We start from the raw sequence: 20019 nt of genomic DNA on the forward strand, positions 1-20019 counted from the left end.
TAAATGGAAAAAAGAGGCGGAGTATAGTACGAATCGGCGCGGCGTTTTAATTTCTTGCGCCGAAAATTGCCGTGCCGATCCGCACTTGGGTTGAGCCGCATTGGATTGCCATCGCCATATCGCCGCTCATACCGAGTGATAAGGTGTCGATTTGCTGCTGCGGCAGGGCAAGTCGGAGCTGATTAAACAACTGCTGCATTCGGCTGAACGCCTGTTGCTGCACCGTCGGATCATCGCTGTCTTGCGGAATTGCCATTAAGCCGCGCAAGCGCAAATTTGGCAGCGCGGCGATTTGTGTGGCAAGCGGCAGTAACTCGCTCGGCGCAATGCCTGATTTTGAGCTTTCATCGCTGATATTAATTTGAATCAACACATTCAACGGCACAAGTGCGGTCGGGCGTTGTTGGCTGAGGCGTTCGGCGATTTTCACACGATCTACGGTTTCAATCCAAGCAAAATGTTCCGCCACTAAACGGCTTTTATTCGATTGCAACGGACCGATAAAATGCCATTCCAACTGAACGCCTTGTGCTTGAAAATGCTGTATTTTTTCAACGCCCTCTTGCACATAATTTTCCCCGAACGCACGTTGTCCGGCTTGAATCGCCTCTTCAATTGCGGCAATGGATTTGGTTTTACTGACCGCCAATAAGTTTACACTGCCTAAAGTGCGGTTTGCTTGTTGGCAACAATCAGCGATTTGCTGACGAATAGCGGAAAGGTTTTGTTGAATTGACATGGATTGTAGTGCTTAGGTTAAAAATCATCAAGTGCGGTTATTTTAGCGTGGAATCGGGAGGCTGTCTAAAAAAGCGTTGATGATTTATTTGTATCTATTTCAAACTTTTCATTGACAACCCAAACGAAATTCTGTATTTCTATCACATCAATTTTTTTGAAAAATTAACCAAATTATGCAAAACAACACTATCACTATGACCACCATGATTATTACCATGCGCAAGTACGTGGCGGGTTAGTGTTGCATAACGAAATCAAGAGAACCCGCACCGGCAAGTGCGGGTTTTTTAGTATTTAAGAAAAATATTTAAAATCAACATATTAGAAAACCAGGAGAAGATTATGCGAGTGCTTAAATTTGGGGGAACGTCGTTGGCGAATCCGGAACGCTTTTTACAGGCTGCCGGGCTGATCGAACAGGCGCATTTAAAGGATCAGGCGGCGGGCGTGCTGTCCGCACCGGCGAAAATCACCAATTATCTGGTGGCGTTGGTGGAAAAAGCGGTTGCCGGAGAAGCCTTTGAACATGATTTTAACGAAGCCCTGCAAATTTTCTATCGCATTATTGACGGTCTTTACCTCGCCAATCCCAAACTCGACAAAATCGCTCTTCTGCACGTTATTGATAACGAATTCACACAACTGAAAACCATATTAACCGATATTCAGCGCAACAAACGCTGCCCTGACAGCATTAATGCCACCATTTTATGCCGTGGTGAAAAACTCTCGATTGCGATGATGAAAGCGTGGTTCGAGGCTAAAGGCTATCAAGTCACGCAAATCGATCCGGTGGAAAAACTGGTGGCGAAAGGCACTTATTTGGAGTCGTCGGTCAGTATCAGCAAATCCAAGCCGCGCGTTGACGCCGCTTCGATTCCGAAACAGCATATCGTGTTAATGGCAGGTTTCACCGCCGGTAACGAGCAAGGCGAATTGGTGCTGTTGGGGCGCAACGGTTCGGATTATTCCGCGGCGGTGCTGGCGGCGTGTTTAGATGCCGATTATTGCGAAATTTGGACCGACGTAGATGGCGTTTACACCTGCGATCCGCGCTTGGTGCACGACGCACGCCTGTTAGACAGCCTGTCTTATCAAGAAGCAATGGAGCTTTCTTATTTCGGTGCGAAAGTGATCCACCCGCGCACAATCGGACCTTTGGTGCGTTGCAGTATTCCGTGCGTGATTAAAAATACCGCCAATCCGGACGCACCGGGTACATACATCAACAATGACGTAAAATCCGACAGTTTGCAGGTGAAAGGGATCACCAATCTGGACAACGTCAGTATGTTCAATATTTCAGGGCCGGGTATGCAGGGCATGGTCGGCATGGCGGCACGGGTGTTCTCGACCATGTCGAACGCCGGCATTTCGGTGATTTTGATCACCCAATCCTCGTCCGAATACAGCATTAGTTTCTGCGTGCCGGGCAAATCGGTGGCAGTGGCGAAAACCGCACTTGAGCAAGAATTCGCCTATGAATTGGAACATAAACAGTTAGAACCGTTGGAAGTCACCGATAATCTGTCGATTGTCTCCGTGGTCGGTGACGGCATGAAGAAAGCCAAAGGCGTGGCGGCGCGTTTCTTTACCGCACTTGCCAAAGCCAATATCAATATTGTGGCGATTGCGCAAGGCTCTTCCGAACGCTCGATTTCGACCGTTGTGCCGCAAAACAAATCGGTGCAAGCGGTGAAAGCGACCCACCGCGCGCTGTTCACCCATCATCAAGTGGTTGACGTGTTTGTGGTCGGCACAGGCGGCGTAGGCGGCGAGTTGGTCGATCAAATCCAGCGCCAAACCGAGTATCTGGAAAAGAAAAATATTGCGATCCGAGTGTATGCCTTGGCGAACTCGAAACATTTATTATTAAGCGAACAGCCGTTGGATTTAACAAACTGGCGTGAACAACAGGCACAAGCCGACGGCGAATATTCGGTTGAGCGTTTGGTGAAATTTGTACAGGATAACAATATCGTCAATCCGGTGCTGGTGGATTGCACCTCTAGCCAAGAGATTGCCAATCAATATGTCAGTTATTTGAGGGCCGGTTTCCATGTGGTGACGCCGAACAAAAAAGCCAACACCTCCGATGTGGATTACTACCTGCGCCTCAGAGCGGTGGCGGCGCAGAATCAGCGCAAATTTATGTACGACACCAATGTCGGCGCCGGTTTGCCGGTGATTGATAATCTGCAAAAATTGCTGGCGGCGGGGGACGAAGTGCTGCAATTTGACGGCATTTTGTCCGGCTCGCTGTCATTTATTTTTGGTAAATTAGAGGAAGGCTTGAGCCTGTCGCAAGCGACCGCACTTGCCAAAGAAAAAGGCTTCACCGAGCCTGATCCGCGTGATGATCTGTCGGGCAGCGATGTGGCGCGTAAGTTGTTGATTATCGCCCGTGAAAACGGTTTAATGCTGGAACTGGACGATGTCGAAGTGGAAGGCGTGTTGCCCAAAGGCTTTGCCGACGGCAAAAACGTCGCGGAGTTTATGGCGCAGTTGCCAGAACTGGACGCAGAATTTGCGCAACGGGTTGCCGAAGCGGCGGCAAATGGGCAAGTGTTGCGCTATGTCGGGCGCTTAGACAACGGCAAATGTAAAGTCTCAATTACCGCGGTGGACGGGGATAATCCGTTGTACAAAGTAAAAAACGGCGAGAATGCGCTAGCGTTTTACACCCGTTATTACAACCCGATTCCGTTGTTGTTGCGCGGTTACGGCGCAGGTAACGATGTGACCGCGGCAGGGATCTTTGCCGATATTCTGCGTACCTTACAAAACGGAGGCGGCAACTAATGACGCAGGAATTGTTGAGAGTATATGCCCCGGCGTCGAGTGCCAATGTCAGCGTCGGCTTTGATACCTTAGGCGCGGCGATTTCGCCGATTGACGGCTCGTTATTGGGCGACGTGGTGCAAATTGAGGCGATAGCCAGCGGGTTTGAATTGGAAAGCGCCGGTTATTTCGTACGTAAGCTGCCGAAAGAGCCGCAAAAAAATATCGTCTATCAAGCCTATGTATTGTTCAGCGAACGCTTGAAACTGCGCAACAGAAAAGTGCGGTCGCTGCGTTTAACGCTGGAAAAAAATATGCCGATCGGCTCGGGTTTAGGCTCAAGTGCCTGTTCGATCGTGGCGGCATTGGTGGCGTTGAATAAATTTCACCAAGAGCCGTTTTCCAAAATGGAATTGTTGGAAATGATGGGCGAACTGGAAGGGCGGATTTCCGGTTCGATTCACTATGACAACGTTGCGCCGTGCTTTTTGGGCGGCGTGCAACTGATGGTGCAGTCATTGGGCAATATCAGTCAAACCTTGCCGTTTTTTGACCAATGGTATTGGGTGCTGGCTTATCCGGGGATCGAAGTATCCACTGCGGAAGCGCGCGCGATTTTGCCGAAAAGTTACAGCCGTCAAGACGTGATCGATCACGGGCGTTATTTGGGCAGTTTCGTGCATGCTTGCCACACCCAGCAGGAAAGTCTTGCCGCGTTGATGATGAAAGACGTGATCGCCGAGCCGTATCGCGAGCAGTTATTGCCGAATTACGATAACGTGAAACAAGGCTGCCGCGATCTGGGCGCATTGGCAACCGGCATTTCCGGTTCGGGCCCGACCATTTTTGCGATTGCGCCGGATTTAACCACCGCCGGCAAAGTTTCAACCTATTTGGAAAACAATTACTTACAAAATAACGAAGGCTTTGTCCACGTTTGTCAGGTTGATAATCAAGGCGCAAGGCTGTTAGACTAGAGCGATTTCACTACTTTGGTATAGCAGATTTTATATACAAGGGGCGGATTATATATCCGCCTGTTTACGAAGTGCGGTATAAGCATTTATCAACAAAGGAAAAACATAAAGTGCGGTGCGGGCGGATATATAATGCGCCGCTACGTTGGCTAGGTTTAATCAGTGAACAGCAAATCATAATCAAAGGATTTTTTAATGAATTTATACAATATCAAGCACCCGGAAGAACAAGTCGGTTTCGCACAAGCGGTGCGCCAAGGGCTAGGCAAAAACCAAGGGTTGTTTTTCCCTGAGGTGATTCCGCAATTAGACAATGTCGAAGCCTTGCTGGATCTGCCGCTGGTCGAGCGCAGCCAAGCGATTTTATCGGCACTGATCGGTGCCGAACTGCCAAGTGCGGTCTTGAACCAAATCATCAGCGACGCGTTCACATTCCCGGCGCCATTGGTAAAAGTGGCGGAAAATATCTATGCCTTGGAACTGTTCCACGGTCCGACCTTAGCCTTTAAAGATTTCGGCGGACGTTTTATGGCGCGCACACTGGCGGCGATTCGTGGCGAGGGCAAAATCACCATTTTAACCGCCACCTCAGGCGATACCGGTGCAGCCGTGGCGCACGCGTTTCATGGGTTAGATAATATTGAAGTGGTAATTCTCTATCCAAAAGGCAAAATCAGCCCGTTGCAAGAAAAACTGTTTTGCACCTTGGGCGGCAATATCCGCACCGTGGCGATCAACGGCGATTTTGACGATTGCCAAGCGTTAGTCAAAAAGGCGTTTGACGATCAAGAATTGCGCGAAGCGATTGGTTTAAATTCCGCAAATTCGATTAATATCAGCCGCTTACTGGCGCAAGTGTGTTATTACTTTGAAGCGGTGGCGCAACTGCCGCAAGAAAAACGCAGCAATGTGGTGGTGTCCGTGCCGAGCGGCAATTTTGGTAACTTAACCGCAGGCTTGATCGCCAAGTGGTTAGGCTTGCCGATTAAACGGTTTATCGCCTCAACCAACGCCAACGACACCGTGCCGCGCTATTTGCAAAGCGGAGAATGGCAGCCGCATGCCACCGTGGCAACCTTATCCAATGCGATGGACGTGAGCCGCCCGAACAACTGGCCACGGGTGGAGGAAATCTTTAAACGCAATCACTGGCATTTAAGCGAACTGCATGCCTACGCACGCAGCGATGTGGAAACCGAAACCGCACTTCAAGCCATGAAAGCCAAAGGTTATTTATGCGAACCGCACGGCGCAATTGCTTATGATACCCTAACTGCGGATTTACAAGCCGATGAAACCGGGATTTTCCTTTGCACCGCCCACCCGGCGAAATTCAAAGAGAGCGTGGATCGCATTCTAAAATTGGATCTGCCGTTGCCGCAAGCCTTGGATAAACACAACAAACTGCCGCTGTTGTCTGATGAAATGGAGAATGATTTTGCGCGGTTGCGGGCGTATTTATTGAGGCATAGTAGACAAAAAGGTTGGTAATTTTTTAGACACTATGCTCTATTGGACAAAAAGGTTGGTTTTGGTGATTTCGTTGCCAAAATCAACTCCTTATATTCAAAAAATCCTGAATAAACATAATTTTATTTCGCCTATTCAACCCATTATGTACCGATAATTTTTGCTTTAAGTCTTGGAATAAGCCCTCTAATCGATTTGTCGTTTTTTCTATCCGTAATTCAGGGTATTTCTCAAAAGTAAACAGGTAGTCCATGTAACATTTAATACTGGCGTAAGCCCCTCTCAGTTTGCGATGTTTGTAGGATATTTTCCCTTGTTATCGGCGATTTCAGACCGTTATTCCAAGTAGGCTTTATGCCGTAACAACCAGTGATGTAAGCGGATATAAAATGTATTTTTGTGACTATTTTTCAGCGTTTTCACCACGACTTTCAGCTCTTTTCCGGCAACTGATTTAGGGTTTCTCGTTAATTTTCTGATGACCATAACAACCAAGTGAAATTGGCACATTTGGGGCGGGGTATCAAAAATATCTTTCAATAATCCACGCCATCCGTTGCAAGTAATAGAACGTGAAAATGCGTTGGCAATCGTTGCATTTATATCTCTGAATTTCGGCTTTGAATCCGTATTTATGGTAAGTGTAACTACTGCAAAAAAGCACTTTTTTTAGTCATTTTTGTAAAACTCACTCAAAGCCTTATACTGTAAGGCTTCAAGTGAGTTTTGACCAACCTTTTTGTCTACTATTCCTATTTTTAAACCGTGACTTTCCGGTTCTGCTCCGTTTCCGGCTCAAGATCCAGTTTTGCCATCAGCAGTTGATCGCCGTCTTCTTCGGGATTGCCGGTAACCAACAGCTTATCGCCATAGAAAATCGAGTTTGCGCCTGCCATAAAACACATCGCCTGCATACTTTCCGACATCCCCTGACGACCGGCGGAGAGACGCACATAACTCTGCGGCATGGTGATACGGGCGACGGCGATGGTGCGCACGAATTCGGTCCAATCCAGTTCTTCCGCATCCATTAACGGCGTGCCTTCGACTTTGACTAATTGGTTAATCGGCACCGATTCCGGTTGCGGATCCAGATTGGCGAGGCTGGCGATTAAACCGGCGCGTTCTTTGCGGGTTTCATTCATACCGACAATGCCGCCGCAGCAGACTTTCAGCCCCGCAGACCGCACTTTACCAAGGGTATTGATGCGATCGTCAAAGCGGCGAGTGCCGATCACTTCATGATAATGTTCCGGTGCGGTGTCGAGGTTGTGGTTGTAGTAATCCAAACCGGCGTCTTTTAATTGTTCCGCCATGCCGTCTTGCAATAAGCCGAACGTGCCGCAGGTTTCCATGCCCAATGCTTTCACCGCTTTGATGATTTCGGTGATTTTCGTCACGTCTTTCGGTTTCGGACCGCGCCACGCCGCGCCCATGCAAAATCGCCCGGCACCACGTGATTTGGCGATTTTGGCTTTTTCCACGATTTCCTCAATCTCTAATAATTGCTGGTTTTGCACCCCGGTTTGGTAACGCGCCGATTGCGGGCAATAGCTGCAATCTTCCGGACATCCGCCGGTTTTAATCGACAACAGGGTTGAAAGTTGAATCGCTTGCGGATTGAAATGTTCGCGGTGCACTTGTGCCGCTCGATAAACTAACTCTAAAAATGGGGTTTCAAACAAGGCTTCGACTTTGCACACCGACCAATATTCCAAACTTGGATGCGGTGTCAGTCGGCTGAGTTCAACTTGTTGAATAGTCATAAGATATCCTTTACTTGATTGATATATTTTAAGCCAAAGATAGTAACGGAAAACAACGAATAAGTTCAACCGCTTTACGGTTTTTCAATCAACCGCACTTTGCTTGACAATTTGCCCGTTCGCCACGGTTAAAGTGCGGTCGACAAAGTGCGCTACTTCTTGCGGTTGGTGGGTGACCATCAGCAAGGTGGTGTTTTTCCGTTGGCAAATTTGTTGTAACAGTTGCAACATCTCACCCCGCAGCGTACTGTCGAGGGCGGAAAACGGTTCGTCTAATAGCAAGATCGGTTTATCACGCAACAAACAACGGGCGAGTGCCACCCGTTGTTTTTGCCCGCCGGACAGTTGATCCGGCAGCCGCTTGAGAAAATCGGTTAATCCGACTTGCTCGGCAATTAACCGCACTTGTTGTTGCTGTTGCGGATTAATTGTTAAATTCGGCTGTAAACCCAAAATAATATTTTGTTCCACGCTTAAATGGTTAAACAGATTATTTTCCTGAAACAACATCGACACCGGGCGCAGGTGCGGTTGGCTGTGCGTGTGATCTTCACCATTCAGCCGAATCATGCCGCTGTCGGCAAATTCAAACCCGGCGATTAAATTTAACAATGTGCTTTTGCCGGCACCGCTGGCACCGATAATCGCCACCTTTTCCCCCGCGGCAACGCTTAAGTCAAACTGCATTGGCATTGCTTGATAATTAAAGGTCAATTGGTTGAGATGAATCATGGTCTTTCTCGATAAATAAAAATGTTAGCGCACAGAGTATCAGTAATACCAAGGCGGTCACCGCCGCTTCTTGTGAACGGTAGTGCCCCAATTGTTGGTATAACAGCCGTGGCAGCGAGCTGAAATCTTGGTTGCCAAACAGCGCAATGGCGGTGAAATCGCCCAGTGAGAGGGTGAAGGCATAGGCATAAGCGCTGCGAATCGGTTGGCGTAATTGTTGCCATTCGATGATTTTCCAACGTGTCCAACCGCGAATGCCTAGCGATTGGCACAGTTTTTCGTAATACAGCATATTGTTTTGAAACGGCGCGGCTAAAATCCGTAGTACGAACGGCATGGCGATCAGCGCATTACACAGGGCGACAATCAAAAACAGGTGAAGAGTGGAAAAATCGATCGTTTGCAGCAATAAAAACAGCCCGATTGCCAATACTAAAGTGGGAATCGCTAAGATCATCATGCCGATATTCAGCATGCTATCCGCACTTTTGCGGTAGTAGTGCCAACGCAGTTGGCGCACGGTCAACAGCAGGGCGACACTCAAACTCACGGCAATCAACGCGGCGACCGGGGCAAGCGTGAGCGAATAACCGAGGGCTTGCCATAATTGTGCGCTTTGCCACACTTGCCATAATGCCGGCGAGCGTAAACCGCTATACACAATATTCAGCAGCGGCAGGGCGATAAACAAGACAACCAGTAACAAAATCAGCGCATGGAGAAACTGAAAAGTGCGGTTGAAGGCTTGCGGTTGATAGCGGTATTGCGCTTTACTGAGCACAGTGGCGGTATGGCGGCTGAAATAGGCGTTAGTTTGAAACAGTACAAAACATAAAGCGAATTGAACCAGTGCCAGAGTTGCCGCTTTGCCCAAATCAAAATCAAAGGTGATGGCTTGAAAAATCGCCACTTCCAAGGTGGTGTATTTCGGCCCGCCGCCGAGGGTTAATACAATCGCAAAACTGGTGAAGCACAGCATAAAAATCAAGGCAAACACCGGCAATAGCTGTTGGCGCAGATAGGGAAATTCGATTAAGCGGAAAAAATCCAGATTGCGGATATTGAGTTGCGCCGCCAATTGCCGTTGTTGAACGGGAATGCTGTGCAGCGCTTGTAGGAATATTTTACTGGCGAGCGGTAAATTAAAGAACAAATGGGCAATCAAAATGCCGCTTAAACCATAAAAGTGCGGTTGCCAATCCAGTTGCAGCCATGCCAGCAGCTGATTGAACCAGCCGGACAAGCCGTAAACGCCGATTAAGCCGAACACCGCCACCAGCACCGGCAGAACAAAGGTCAGCGATAAAATCTTCAATAGCCGATTTTTACCGATAAAGGTGCGGTGAAACAGCGCATGGGCGGTGAGCAAGCCGCCGGCGAGCGACAACAGCGCCGACAACAGCGCTTGCCACAAACTGAATTTGAGGATATGCCAAAAGTAACTGTCTTGCCACAGGCTGTGCCAGGTGTCGGGCAGACTGTACTGTAACAATTGCCACAAGCTGTTGGCATAAAACAAGAGTAAAAAACTCACCACGGCCAAACCGGGCAGGCAAGTGGCGAGTGTTAACCGATGGTTGATCATCGCGTGTTTATTGGCTTAGCGCCTGTTGCCAGACTTGAATTTGCGCTTTGCCGTTCTCTTTTTCCGGGAATGGCACGGCAAGGGTTTTAAACGGTGCGAATTGATCGAAGTGCGGTTCGACTTCGGTGTTGATCACCGGCAACATAATATTATGCAAAGCAATGGTTTTTTGTGCCTCAGGGCTGATTAAAAAGGCTAAAAACTGATCGGCAAGGGCGGGGTGTTTGCTGTTTTTCAGCTTTGCCGCCAGTTCGATTTGCACAATATGCCCTTCGCTGAATTCCGCTGCGGTATAATTGTCTTTTTGTTCATGGATTTGGTGATACAGTGGCGAGGTGTTATAACTCAGCACCAGATCCGCTTCGCCTTTCAAAAACGCGCCGTAGGTTTCCGACCAGCCTTTGCCGACGGTCACGGTGTGTTTTGCCAGAGTTTGCCACGCTTGCGCGACCTGTTCCTGCGGATAAACCGCATTCACCCAAGCCAATAAACCCCGTCCGACGGTGCTGGTGCGCGGATCTTGGTAAATCACTTTCAGATCTTGCCGTTCGATCAATTCCGTTAAGCTGCTTGGCGGATTCGCCAATGTTTCGCGATCATAAATAAAAGCATATTGCCCGTAGTCATACGGTAGGAAAGTGCGGTCTTGCCATTCGATCGGCAATGATAAGGCGGCTAAATCAACGTTATTTTCAGCAAACAATTCGGATTGACGTGCTTCCGGCAGCAAGTTGTTATCCAAACCGATAATCACATCGGCTTTACTGTTTTTGCCCTCTAAACGTAAACGGTTAAACAGGGTGACGCCGTCCTCAAACGGCACAAATTTCAGCTCGCATTGGCATTGCTGTTCAAACAGCGGTTTTAATTTTGGTGCCGGCCCCCAGTCGGAGGTGAACGAATCATAACTGTAAACCGTCAAAACCGGCTTATCGGCTGCCAAGGCAACACTGCCGAGACCGGCAAGTGCCAGCGTAAAAATGGTTTTTTGAATGTTTTTGCTGAAATAAGACATGTGGAAATCCTTTTTATATATATCAATGATAAAAAAGGATCGGAGGAGAGTGCTTGCGCGGAAACACAATCTCAAATCCCTTCGCTGCTACTAATCAGATCAGGTTCAATGGGTATTTCTCAGCCTTATCATTGTGGTAGAACAAATAGATAATGCACCCCATGAGAGTGCGTTTATCTTATCTAAAAGAAAATAGAAAGAAAAGGGATTATTCGACGGTTTTCGGCCAGCCGGCGGTATCGACTTGCGGATATTGCATTTCCAGCTTGCGCAGGGTTTCCAATAAGATTTTCATGATAATCACATTGCGTCCGGACTTAGAATCCGCCGGAATCACATACCAAGGAGCATAATCGGTTGAGGTTTGATTGATCACTTTTTCATACTGTTTTTGGAAATCGCCCCACAGCCTGCGATCATCTAAATCGCCCAGATTAAATTTCCAATTCTTTTCCGGGTTATCCAAACGTTCTTGCAAGCGCTCTTTTTGTTCATCTTTGGAGATGTGTAAGAAAAATTTTAAGATGACGGTGCCGGTTTCACTCAGCAAACGCTCGAAATCACGGATATGCCGTAAGCGGCGTTGCTCTTCTTCGTCACTGATCCAACCTTTGACTTTCGTCACCAGCACATCTTCATAGTGGCTGCGGTTAAAAATCACCATTTCACCACGGCGCGGCACCACATTATGCACCCGCCACAGATAATCCCGATCCAACTCGTTCGCCGTCGGGGCTTTGAAATAAGCGGTGCGCACCGCCAGCGGATCGACACTTTGAAACACCGCACGAATGGTGCCGTCTTTGCCGGAGGTATCCATGCCTTGCAGCACGATCAACACTTTGCGTTGATGTTCGGCATATAATAAATCTTGCAGCTGATCCAATTCCGGCGAAAGTGCGGTCAGAATCGCATTGCGCTCTTCTTTGCTTGCGGCAATGTCTTTTTTACCGTTGGTCGAAAAGGTTTTGATGTCTAATTTATTTTTCTCGTCAATCCGGTAATTTTTTACATCAAACGCCATCGGCGGCTCCTTAGTTAACCATGCTATGATTGATTTGCTGTTGATTGAAATGCCGGGCAAACAATTCAGGTTGTTTTAATACGTCACTCAGGCGATATTGTGAAAGATATTGATAAAAGGCCTCAAGTGCCAAATTAAAAATCGAGGGCAGTTGGCAGGCCGGGGTGATACAGCAGGCAACGCCATGATCGCGGCAGCGCACCAGGGAGTCGTCTCCCTCCGCGTTACGGATGACTTCCGATAAATTAATTTCATTAGGGGGACGGGCAAGCTGAATCCCCCCGCCTTTGCCACGGCGTGACAAAATAGTTTGCTGTTTCGCCAGATGATGGATCACCTTCATCAAATGATTTTCCGAAATTTGATAGGCACTGGCGATTTCTTGAATGGTGCACAAGCGATCGTTGTGCAACGCCAAATAGATTAAAACCCTCAGATTGTAATCGGTAAATTTGCTTAGTTTCATGCTGTTAATTATCTTCAGTAAAAATATTATAAAGATTCTAACATAACTCAAATTGTTACGGTTGATCATTATCAAGCATAAGCGGAGAAAAGTAATATTGCCATATGGGAAAGTGGCGAGTCAGAAAAAGGGCGGATCAAAATCTGATCTGCCCTTGTGTTGTGTTTATAATCCACCCATCAAAATCATCATCAAGGTTTGGGCGATGGCTTCTTCGGGGATGACTTCACCGTTGAATTTCAATTCGCCGTTTTCCAGAATCAATTTGGACTGATAGGTTGCGCCGTTGTCGTCGGTGGTCAACGCATTCTGCGCGACAGCCTCTTGCAAGGCGGCATCCAGTTCGGCTTTGGCAGCGGCTTCGGGATTTTCAACGCCGTCCAGTTTGGAGATACTGGTGCTGAAAACCTCAGCGGATTGGCGGTTGATATTGGCATTCATTTCCAGTTTGTCAAACAGCGACAAAAACTTGCCTTGCATTAATGCGGCTTGTTGATCGACCTTGGCGAAAGCCAGATCAAAAGTCAGTTGATTTTCGCCGGCGCTGTTTTTCAATTTAAACAGTTGAATCGAAAAGGTCGGTTGATGTTGTAATAAGCTTAAACCTGCCGCGGTCACTTGCTCTTCTTGCTGTTTTGGATTCGGGTTAGTAAAGGCTTCAATCCCTTGGTTTAAATATTCCGCCGATAAATGACCTAAATTCAGGTTAAGATCAATTTGTCCGAAGTTTTCCCCTTGTGCCGTTAAGGATTCAATGCTGTTATTTATACGGTAATCAACAAAATCATTATTGAGTGTGGTATTGTAATCCAAACGTACATTTTTTAATTGGGTGTTGGCGGGGGTGTAACCTTCAACCGCTTCGTCCGCTTCGTCGTTGATATTCACCAAGCCGATATTAAACAGCTGCTTTCCGTTCGGAATATATTTCCAATTCGTCGGTTTCAGATCCGAATCCAGCGTGACATTTTCAAACGTGAGCGTGCGTTTCACACTGATTTTTTCATAATTGTCGTTGTATTCAGTCGCCGGTACAGTAGAAACCCATTTATCCAATTGCAGTTTAATTAAACCGATACCGTCTTGATTGGTGTCGCTTTCGATATGGATCGGCGTGCTGTTAACGGAAATTTGCTCATTATTATAGTCAAATGCGGCAATGGTCGATGTTTGTTGGATTTGCCCACCGTAACTAATACTGAAATTGCCGCTATACGGTGCTACGCCTTTACTGGCTTTGAACAGTTCGCTGATTGACGGATTTTCAGCCAATTCGGAGCGGGCAGCTGTCAACACCGGCGTTAATTTCAGGCTACTCAAACGCGAGAGTGGCAACGGTCCGTGTTCGGCAGTCGTTTTGAATGGAAAAATGTATTGTTTATTTTCTTCTAAATCAGTAACGATTAAGTGATCTTCAATCTCAGTGGAGAAGAAGTTGCGCTCCAATTTGACATTTTTAACTTCAAAGCGGTAAATACCATGAAACGCCACGTTGTAATTGGCAGCAACTTTCTCATTGTTATTTCTGATGTATTCAGGATATTTTTCTTGCAAGACTTTGCCGGAATACCAAGCGCCGCCAGCCCAAGCTGCAACGAGAACGGCAACGGTAGCGAGAGCGAAAGAAGATTTTTTCATCATTTTTCTCCTGTGAAGATGAAGTTGTCAATTGACTCGATTTTAGTGCACTTCGACAGTATATCGGCAATGGCTAAAAAATACCATAGTTAACCCTCCGGGTTATACTCTCTCTTTAACATCTTAAGCGGAAAAACTATTTTTGCGCAAAACCGCACTTTGCCTCTTGAAGTTTATTTTTTCGGTCTTATTTATTGACACAAGCGTGAGCGGGACGGGGATTTGAGTCGGGTTAAAAAATTGCAGAAATTTTTTAAAACAGAGTTGAAATCCGGTTTTTAGTCCGCATCTTAAAAGCATCGAAGTAATTCGTTTGCTTTGCAGAGAACAAATTTCAGATTTAACAGGAGAAACAAAATGGGAAAAATTATTGGTATTGACTTAGGAACAACAAACTCATGTGTGGCAGTGATGGACGGTGACAAACCGCGCGTGATCGAGAATGCGGAAGGGGATCGTACCACGCCATCGATCATTGCTTATACCCAAGACGGTGAAACCTTAGTCGGGCAGCCGGCAAAACGCCAAGCGGTAACCAACCCGAAAAACACACTGTTTGCAATCAAACGTTTGATTGGTCGTCGTTTTACCGATGAAGAAGTACAGCGTGACGTTAACATCATGCCGTTTGATATTGTAAAAGCCGACAATGGCGATGCTTGGGTTTCCGTCAAAGGCGAAAAAATGGCGCCGCCGCAAATTTCTGCGGAAGTGTTGAAAAAAATGAAGAAAACCGCCGAAGATTTCTTGGGCGAGAAAGTGACCGAAGCGGTTATCACTGTGCCGGCATACTTCAACGACGCGCAACGTCAGGCAACCAAAGATGCCGGCCGTATCGCAGGCTTAGAAGTCAAACGTATCATCAACGAACCGACGGCGGCAGCGTTGGCATATGGCTTGGATAAAGACAAAGGCAACCACACCATCGCGGTTTATGACTTGGGGGGCGGCACCTTTGACTTGTCTATCATCGAAATCGACGATGTGGACGGCGAGAAAACCTTTGAAGTGTTGGCGACCAACGGCGATACCCACTTAGGCGGGGAAGACTTCGATAACCGTGTGATCAACTACTTGGTTGACGAGTTCAAAAAAGAGCAAGGTATTGATCTGCGCAACGATCCGTTGGCAATGCAACGTTTGAAAGAAGCCGGAGAGAAAGCGAAAATCGAATTGTCTTCCGCACAACAAACCGATGTGAATCTGCCGTATATCACTGCGGACGCAACCGGCCCGAAACACTTGAACATCAAGCTGACCCGTGCCAAATTGGAATCGCTGGTGGAAGATTTGGTGCAACGCTCATTAGAGCCGGTGCGTATTGCGCTGAAAGATGCGGATTTAAGCGTGTCTGAAATCGACGATGTGATTTTGGTCGGCGGTCAAACCCGTATGCCGTTGGTGCAGCAAAAAGTGGCTGAATTCTTCGGCAAAGAACCGCGTAAAGACGTGAACCCAGACGAAGCGGTCGCGATTGGTGCGGCGGTGCAAGGAGGCGTGTTGGCGGGTGATGTAAAAGACGTGTTGTTGCTTGACGTTACTCCGTTGTCATTGGGTATCGAAACCATGGGCGGCGTGATGACCAAACTGATCGAGAAAAACACCACGATCCCAACCAAGCACAGCCAAGTGTTCTCCACTGCGGAAGACAACCAAAGTGCGGTAACCATTCATGTGTTGCAAGGGGAGCGTAAACGTGCCGGTGACAACAAATCATTGGGACAGTTTAACCTAGAAGGTATCCAAGCTGCGCCACGCGGCATGCCGCAAATCGAAGTGACCTTTGACATTGACGCAGACGGGATCTTACACGTTTCGGCGAAAGACAAAGGCACGGGTAAAGAGCAAAAAATCACGATTAAAGCCTCTTCCGGTCTGAGTGATGACGAAATCCAACAAATGGTACGTGATGCGGAAGCGAATGCGGAAGCGGATCGCAAATTTGAAGAGTTGGTGCAAGCGCGCAACCAAGCGGATCATCTTGTTCACTCAACCCGTAAACAACTGGAAGAAGCCGGTGAAGCCCTGAGCGGCGAAGATCGCGCCGCAATTGAAAGTGCGGTCAGCGAGTTGGAAACCGCGGCCAAAGGCGAAAACAAAGACGTGATCGAAGCGAAAACCCAAACTTTGATTCAGGCTTCTGAAAAATTAATCGCAGCGGCACAGCAGCAAGCCCAAGCCGGTCAGCAGCAAGCGCAAACCCAAGCGGAGCAAGGCAAAGGCGGCGATGATGTGGTCGATGCGGAATTTGAAGAAGTGAAAGACAAGTAAGCAAATGCGCAGTAAAGAAAGTCAAATTTTCTTTCTTTAAAACAGGTTAGGGCGATGAGTAATCTTCGCCCTTTTGCACATATAACAGAAAAAGACAGTAATAGAAGTAACAAGCGAACGGGAAGACTATGTCAAAGCGTGATTATTATGAAGTGTTAGGCGTTGCGCGCAATGCCGAAGAAAAAGAGATCAAAAAAGCGTATAAACGCTTGGCGATGAAATATCACCCTGACCGCAATCCGGATAACAAAGATACCGAGGCGCAGTTCAAAGAGGTCAAAGAAGCCTATGAAGTGTTGACCGATTCGCAAAAACGTGCCGCCTATGATCAATACGGACACGCCGCATTTGAGCAAGGCGGTTTCGGCGGCAACGGAGGCGGCTTTGGCGGTGCGGATTTCGGCGATATTTTCGGCGATATTTTCAGCGATATGTTCGGCGGCGGTCGTGGTCGCCAGCGTGTGGTACGTGGCGACGATTTGCGCTATGATCTGGAAATTACGCTGGAAGAAGCGGTTAAAGGTACAAGCAAAGATATTAAAATCAATACTTTGGCGGAATGCGACAGTTGCCACGGCAGCGGCGCGCAGGACGGCTCGAAAGTGGAAACCTGCCCGACCTGCCACGGCGCAGGGCGCGTGCGCCGCCAACAAGGCTTTTTCGTCACCGAACAAGCCTGCCCTACCTGTCATGGTTCAGGCAAGAAAATCGAAAAACCGTGTACCAAATGCCATGGCGACGGACGGGTGCATAAAGCCAAAAATCTGTCGGTCAAAATCCCGCCGGGGGTTGATAGCGGCAACCAATTACGTTTAAGTGGCGAAGGCGCAGCGGGCGAAAACGGCGCACCGGCAGGGGATTTATATGTTGTTATCCACGTGAAAGATCATCACATCTTTGAACGTGACGGCAACAACCTGTATTGCGAAGTGCCGATCAGTTTCACCATGGCAGCCTTGGGCGGCGAAATCGAAGTGCCGACCTTAGACGGACGGGTGAAACTGAAAATCCCGGCGGAAACCCAAACCGGTAAACTGTTCAGAATGCGCGGTAAAGGCGTGACTTCGACCCGCAGCCACTACGCCGGTGATTTAATCTGTAAAGTGATTATCGAAACGCCGGTCAAACTCAACGACGAACAAAAAGAGCTGTTGAAACAACTGGAACAAAGTTTGGAGGGCGCGAATTCCCATCGCCCGAAATCCTCCAGCTTTTTAGACGGCGTGAAGAAGTTCTTTGATGATTTGACCAAGTAGCTGAGTGGTTGATTTTGAAATGAAAGTGCGGTTAAGCGAAAGTGATCTGACTCCAAAAGTTTAACCGCCCTTTGTTTTTCAGCAAGGTTTATTTTTCACTAATATATCTCTCTCCGCATGCGGGCATATGCATAAGGAACAGTTTAATTCGCAAAATTTACCCACCATGATGTCATCAACTCAAAAAATCAAATTTCGTATGAAAATAAAGTGTGAATAAACAAAATGAAAATGCAAAAAAATAGAAAGTAATAATTGAAAAATAACCGAACCTATTGTTCGCACTCTTTTTGAATTTTTTAAAATAAGCAAGGTATCCATTGTTATACCAGCCGAGTAATTTTATATTGATTAAATGTGAAATGGCGATTGTAACAATAAAATGAATAGTCAAAAAGAGAGAATTATTTATCGCTATTTCTAAATAGACAATAAGATAAGAAAAAAGGCTCACGATTATTACCCAGGTGAGTGTCAAAAAAAATTTAAATACAAAACGGATATTAAAACCGCTCTCCATATCATCTAGCACCTTACGCCGGCTCCGATAACGTGCGGCGGCACTATGTTTAATTATTGGTATAAATTTTAGTATGCTTTCTAAGCCATACATTAATGGGCGTTCTATCAACATAAAACCAATTTTACAATGCAATCGCCAAGCAAAATAAAATAGGTAATTCCAAAAATATTTTATTTTATTCATATAATGAAATTTAATACCTCAACGCTTCCAACTTTTACAATAAAACTGTTTTCTTATCTAATAATCATAGTGGTAAAATTACGATAATAAATTTTTTTATCAATTCCTCACGAGTTTATAAAAGTGATAGTAATGCATTTATTTCTCCAATATACCATCAACCAAAAATTTGTATGATAATACAGACAAACCAATAAAAATGAATGTTAAGTATATTTTCCTTATGTTCTCTCTATATCTAAGTTTATTGAATGCAATTCTTATAACAATATTAATAGAAAGCAAGCAGAAAGAAGTTATGAAAATTAAAATGAGAAAAACAATTAAATAGAAATTCACTTTGTAGCTTGATTCATTTAAATAAGTTATCAAAACTAATAAAGTTGTAAAAATTAAAAATAACATCTTGTTTTTATAATGAAATTTGAATAGCATAGCCATAATTAGCATAAAACATAAAAATAATATCACTTAATGCTCCTGTTTTCTTTAAAAAGTAAATAGAGAAAAAGAACTTTGCTTAGCTCTAATGTGATGAGAAAGTAAAATGAATAAATGCTTACTAGATTAAAGAGCGATTTGAATGCGTAGATTGAATATGGAATAGAGGGTAGCAAACAGAAAATTCTAAGTGGAAGTTGGAACATGGCAAGATAAAATCCAAGCCATTTATCAGAGATGTAATAGTATATAGATAAAAATAATGATAAAAGTAAAATAGTGCTGGCGATAGGTAAAGTAATGGCTAAGCTACCCATCCTCTCCCATAATATAGATAAAGATAAAAGATCGCTATAAAAAGGGATTTTATTATCTTTGAAGGAATTCAAAAAATAAATGAATAAATAGAAAGTATCCAAAAGGGCAAGCATGGTGAGAATATATTTTTTCATACTTATTTACTTATCGGTTTAATCGTAGTTTTTAGGTATTTTTGATAAAATTGATAAAGTCCTATGAAATTAGTACCTTGTAGAATCATAATACTACAACACAAGCAAGCCCACGCACAAAACAATAATGCCATGCTTTTCATACGCCAAGAAAAAATAATAAAGACCAAAAATAAACTAATGAAAATCATCATACTGGTTAGAATTATTTTTATTCTATTTTTAAATTTATTATAAAATTCACGGGTGATAAAATTCTCTTCAATAGGAAGCGGTTTTATCTTGCTTATAACTCTTGTATAGAAAGTGTTAAACAAGATTGAGCAAAGTCCGATTACACTTAATGTTCCGACAGTCCAAAATATAAAATGATTATGAACTACCGTATTTAAAAAATTATCAACTTGTTTTAGAAAATAAAGTGAAATCACAACAGCAATATAATGCTTGCCGTTATTTAATTTGCTTAAACCAATATAACTACGATAGAATTTATCCGTATCAGAATTCCAGTAAGTCACATAGCCATTTTCTACTATTATTATGATGTGATTTTTCATATATGTAACTATTTAAAATTGAAATAACAGAATATAAAAACAACGATATTAATCAATGGATAACTCCTTTAACAAACATCATAAACAGAAAAAATAAAGTGAAAATATAAAAAATAGCAATAAAAATCCTTGTTCCGA

The 20019-nt window shown here is 45.5% G+C and carries 15 protein-coding genes; 5 read left to right on the plus strand and 10 right to left on the minus strand.

All coding sequences use genetic code 11. The features are described 5' to 3' along the window. Nucleotides 1-46 precede the first annotated feature (46 nt). Nucleotides 47-739, minus strand: a complete 693-nt coding sequence (locus tag ACWA5Z_RS07990; RefSeq protein WP_431051264.1) for a YggS family pyridoxal phosphate-dependent enzyme — start codon at nt 737-739, stop codon at nt 47-49. Nucleotides 740-1083: 344 nt separating this feature from the next. Here ACWA5Z_RS07990 and thrA point away from each other — a divergent pair, with 344 nt between their 5' ends. The 3 genes from thrA (at nt 1084) to thrC (ending at nt 5990) form a co-directional block, all read left to right on the plus strand. Further along, nucleotides 1084-3543 carry a bifunctional aspartate kinase/homoserine dehydrogenase I gene (thrA, locus tag ACWA5Z_RS07995; RefSeq protein WP_431051266.1) on the plus strand — a complete coding sequence of 820 codons (2460 nt, stop codon included), beginning with the start codon at nt 1084-1086 and terminating at the stop codon, nt 3541-3543. 11 nt (nt 3544-3554) lie between these two features. Next, nucleotides 3555-4499 (plus strand): homoserine kinase, encoded by a 945-nt coding sequence (gene thrB, locus ACWA5Z_RS08000; RefSeq protein ID WP_431054316.1) that lies wholly within the window; start codon nt 3555-3557, stop codon nt 4497-4499. 195 nt (nt 4500-4694) lie between these two features. Beyond that, nucleotides 4695-5990 carry a threonine synthase gene (thrC, locus tag ACWA5Z_RS08005; protein ID WP_431051268.1) on the plus strand — a complete coding sequence of 432 codons (1296 nt, stop codon included), beginning with the start codon at nt 4695-4697 and terminating at the stop codon, nt 5988-5990. A 502-nt stretch (nt 5991-6492) separates the two neighbouring features. On the opposite strand, the gene ACWA5Z_RS08010 is transcribed toward thrC, so the two are convergent. From ACWA5Z_RS08010 to ACWA5Z_RS08045, 8 genes are all read right to left on the minus strand, one after another. Then, a complete protein-coding gene (locus ACWA5Z_RS08010; protein ID WP_431051270.1) occupies nt 6493-6633 on the minus strand; it encodes an IS1/IS1595 family N-terminal zinc-binding domain-containing protein in 141 nt (46 codons plus the stop codon). 94 nt (nt 6634-6727) lie between these two features. Continuing rightward, entirely contained in the window at nt 6728-7735 is a 1008-nt protein-coding gene (bioB, locus tag ACWA5Z_RS08015; protein ID WP_431051272.1) for a biotin synthase BioB, read from the minus strand. A gap of 84 nt (nt 7736-7819) precedes the next feature. Then, complete coding sequence (thiQ, locus tag ACWA5Z_RS08020; RefSeq protein ID WP_431051274.1) at nt 7820-8467, minus strand: thiamine ABC transporter ATP-binding protein; 648 nt, start codon at nt 8465-8467, stop codon at nt 7820-7822. After that, nucleotides 8439-10052, minus strand: a complete 1614-nt coding sequence (thiP, locus tag ACWA5Z_RS08025) for a thiamine/thiamine pyrophosphate ABC transporter permease ThiP (protein WP_431051276.1) — start codon at nt 10050-10052, stop codon at nt 8439-8441. The genes thiQ and thiP overlap by 29 nt, the downstream gene beginning before the upstream one ends. A gap of 7 nt (nt 10053-10059) precedes the next feature. Then, complete coding sequence (gene thiB, locus ACWA5Z_RS08030; RefSeq protein WP_431051278.1) at nt 10060-11067, minus strand: thiamine ABC transporter substrate binding subunit; 1008 nt, start codon at nt 11065-11067, stop codon at nt 10060-10062. Between the two features lie 208 nt (nt 11068-11275). After that, a complete protein-coding gene (locus ACWA5Z_RS08035) occupies nt 11276-12091 on the minus strand; it encodes a PPK2 family polyphosphate kinase (protein WP_431051280.1) in 816 nt (271 codons plus the stop codon). 10 nt (nt 12092-12101) lie between these two features. After that, nucleotides 12102-12557: an RrF2 family transcriptional regulator gene (locus ACWA5Z_RS08040; protein WP_431051282.1), complete on the minus strand. Its 456-nt coding sequence runs from the start codon at nt 12555-12557 to the stop codon at nt 12102-12104. A gap of 165 nt (nt 12558-12722) precedes the next feature. Further along, the gene (locus tag ACWA5Z_RS08045; protein WP_431051284.1) at nt 12723-14198 is read right to left on the minus strand and encodes a YdgA family protein; all 1476 of its coding nucleotides are present in this window, start codon (nt 14196-14198) and stop codon (nt 12723-12725) included. A gap of 354 nt (nt 14199-14552) precedes the next feature. Between ACWA5Z_RS08045 and dnaK the strand changes: the two genes are divergently transcribed. Continuing rightward, complete coding sequence (gene dnaK, locus ACWA5Z_RS08050; RefSeq protein WP_431051286.1) at nt 14553-16466, plus strand: molecular chaperone DnaK; 1914 nt, start codon at nt 14553-14555, stop codon at nt 16464-16466. A gap of 128 nt (nt 16467-16594) precedes the next feature. Then, nucleotides 16595-17722 (plus strand): molecular chaperone DnaJ, encoded by a 1128-nt coding sequence (gene dnaJ, locus ACWA5Z_RS08055; RefSeq protein ID WP_431051287.1) that lies wholly within the window; start codon nt 16595-16597, stop codon nt 17720-17722. Nucleotides 17723-19323: 1601 nt separating this feature from the next. Here the strand turns inward: dnaJ and ACWA5Z_RS08060 are convergent. After that, the gene (locus tag ACWA5Z_RS08060; protein ID WP_431051289.1) at nt 19324-19881 is read right to left on the minus strand and encodes a hypothetical protein; all 558 of its coding nucleotides are present in this window, start codon (nt 19879-19881) and stop codon (nt 19324-19326) included. Nucleotides 19882-20019 lie beyond the last annotated feature (138 nt).

The sequence above is a fragment of the Testudinibacter sp. P80/BLE/0925 genome (assembly GCF_053570785.1).

Excerpts from the sequence above, each read along its gene's own strand:
- dnaJ (WP_431051287.1), top strand. The coding sequence starts at position 16,595 with ATGTCAAAGCGTGATTATTATGAAGTGTTAGGCGTTGCGCGCAATGCC.
- ACWA5Z_RS08045 (WP_431051284.1), bottom strand. The coding sequence starts at position 14,198 with ATGATGAAAAAATCTTCTTTCGCTCTCGCTACCGTTGCCGTTCTCGTT.
- bioB (WP_431051272.1), bottom strand. The coding sequence starts at position 7,735 with ATGACTATTCAACAAGTTGAACTCAGCCGACTGACACCGCATCCAAGT.
- thiP (WP_431051276.1), bottom strand. The coding sequence starts at position 10,052 with ATGATCAACCATCGGTTAACACTCGCCACTTGCCTGCCCGGTTTGGCC.
- thiB (WP_431051278.1), bottom strand. The coding sequence starts at position 11,067 with ATGTCTTATTTCAGCAAAAACATTCAAAAAACCATTTTTACGCTGGCA.
- ACWA5Z_RS08060 (WP_431051289.1), bottom strand. The coding sequence starts at position 19,881 with ATGAAAAATCACATCATAATAATAGTAGAAAATGGCTATGTGACTTAC.
- ACWA5Z_RS07990 (WP_431051264.1), bottom strand. The coding sequence starts at position 739 with ATGTCAATTCAACAAAACCTTTCCGCTATTCGTCAGCAAATCGCTGAT.
- thiQ (WP_431051274.1), bottom strand. The coding sequence starts at position 8,467 with ATGATTCATCTCAACCAATTGACCTTTAATTATCAAGCAATGCCAATG.
- dnaK (WP_431051286.1), top strand. The coding sequence starts at position 14,553 with ATGGGAAAAATTATTGGTATTGACTTAGGAACAACAAACTCATGTGTG.
- thrC (WP_431051268.1), top strand. The coding sequence starts at position 4,695 with ATGAATTTATACAATATCAAGCACCCGGAAGAACAAGTCGGTTTCGCA.
- thrA (WP_431051266.1), top strand. The coding sequence starts at position 1,084 with ATGCGAGTGCTTAAATTTGGGGGAACGTCGTTGGCGAATCCGGAACGC.
- ACWA5Z_RS08035 (WP_431051280.1), bottom strand. The coding sequence starts at position 12,091 with ATGGCGTTTGATGTAAAAAATTACCGGATTGACGAGAAAAATAAATTA.
- ACWA5Z_RS08040 (WP_431051282.1), bottom strand. The coding sequence starts at position 12,557 with ATGAAACTAAGCAAATTTACCGATTACAATCTGAGGGTTTTAATCTAT.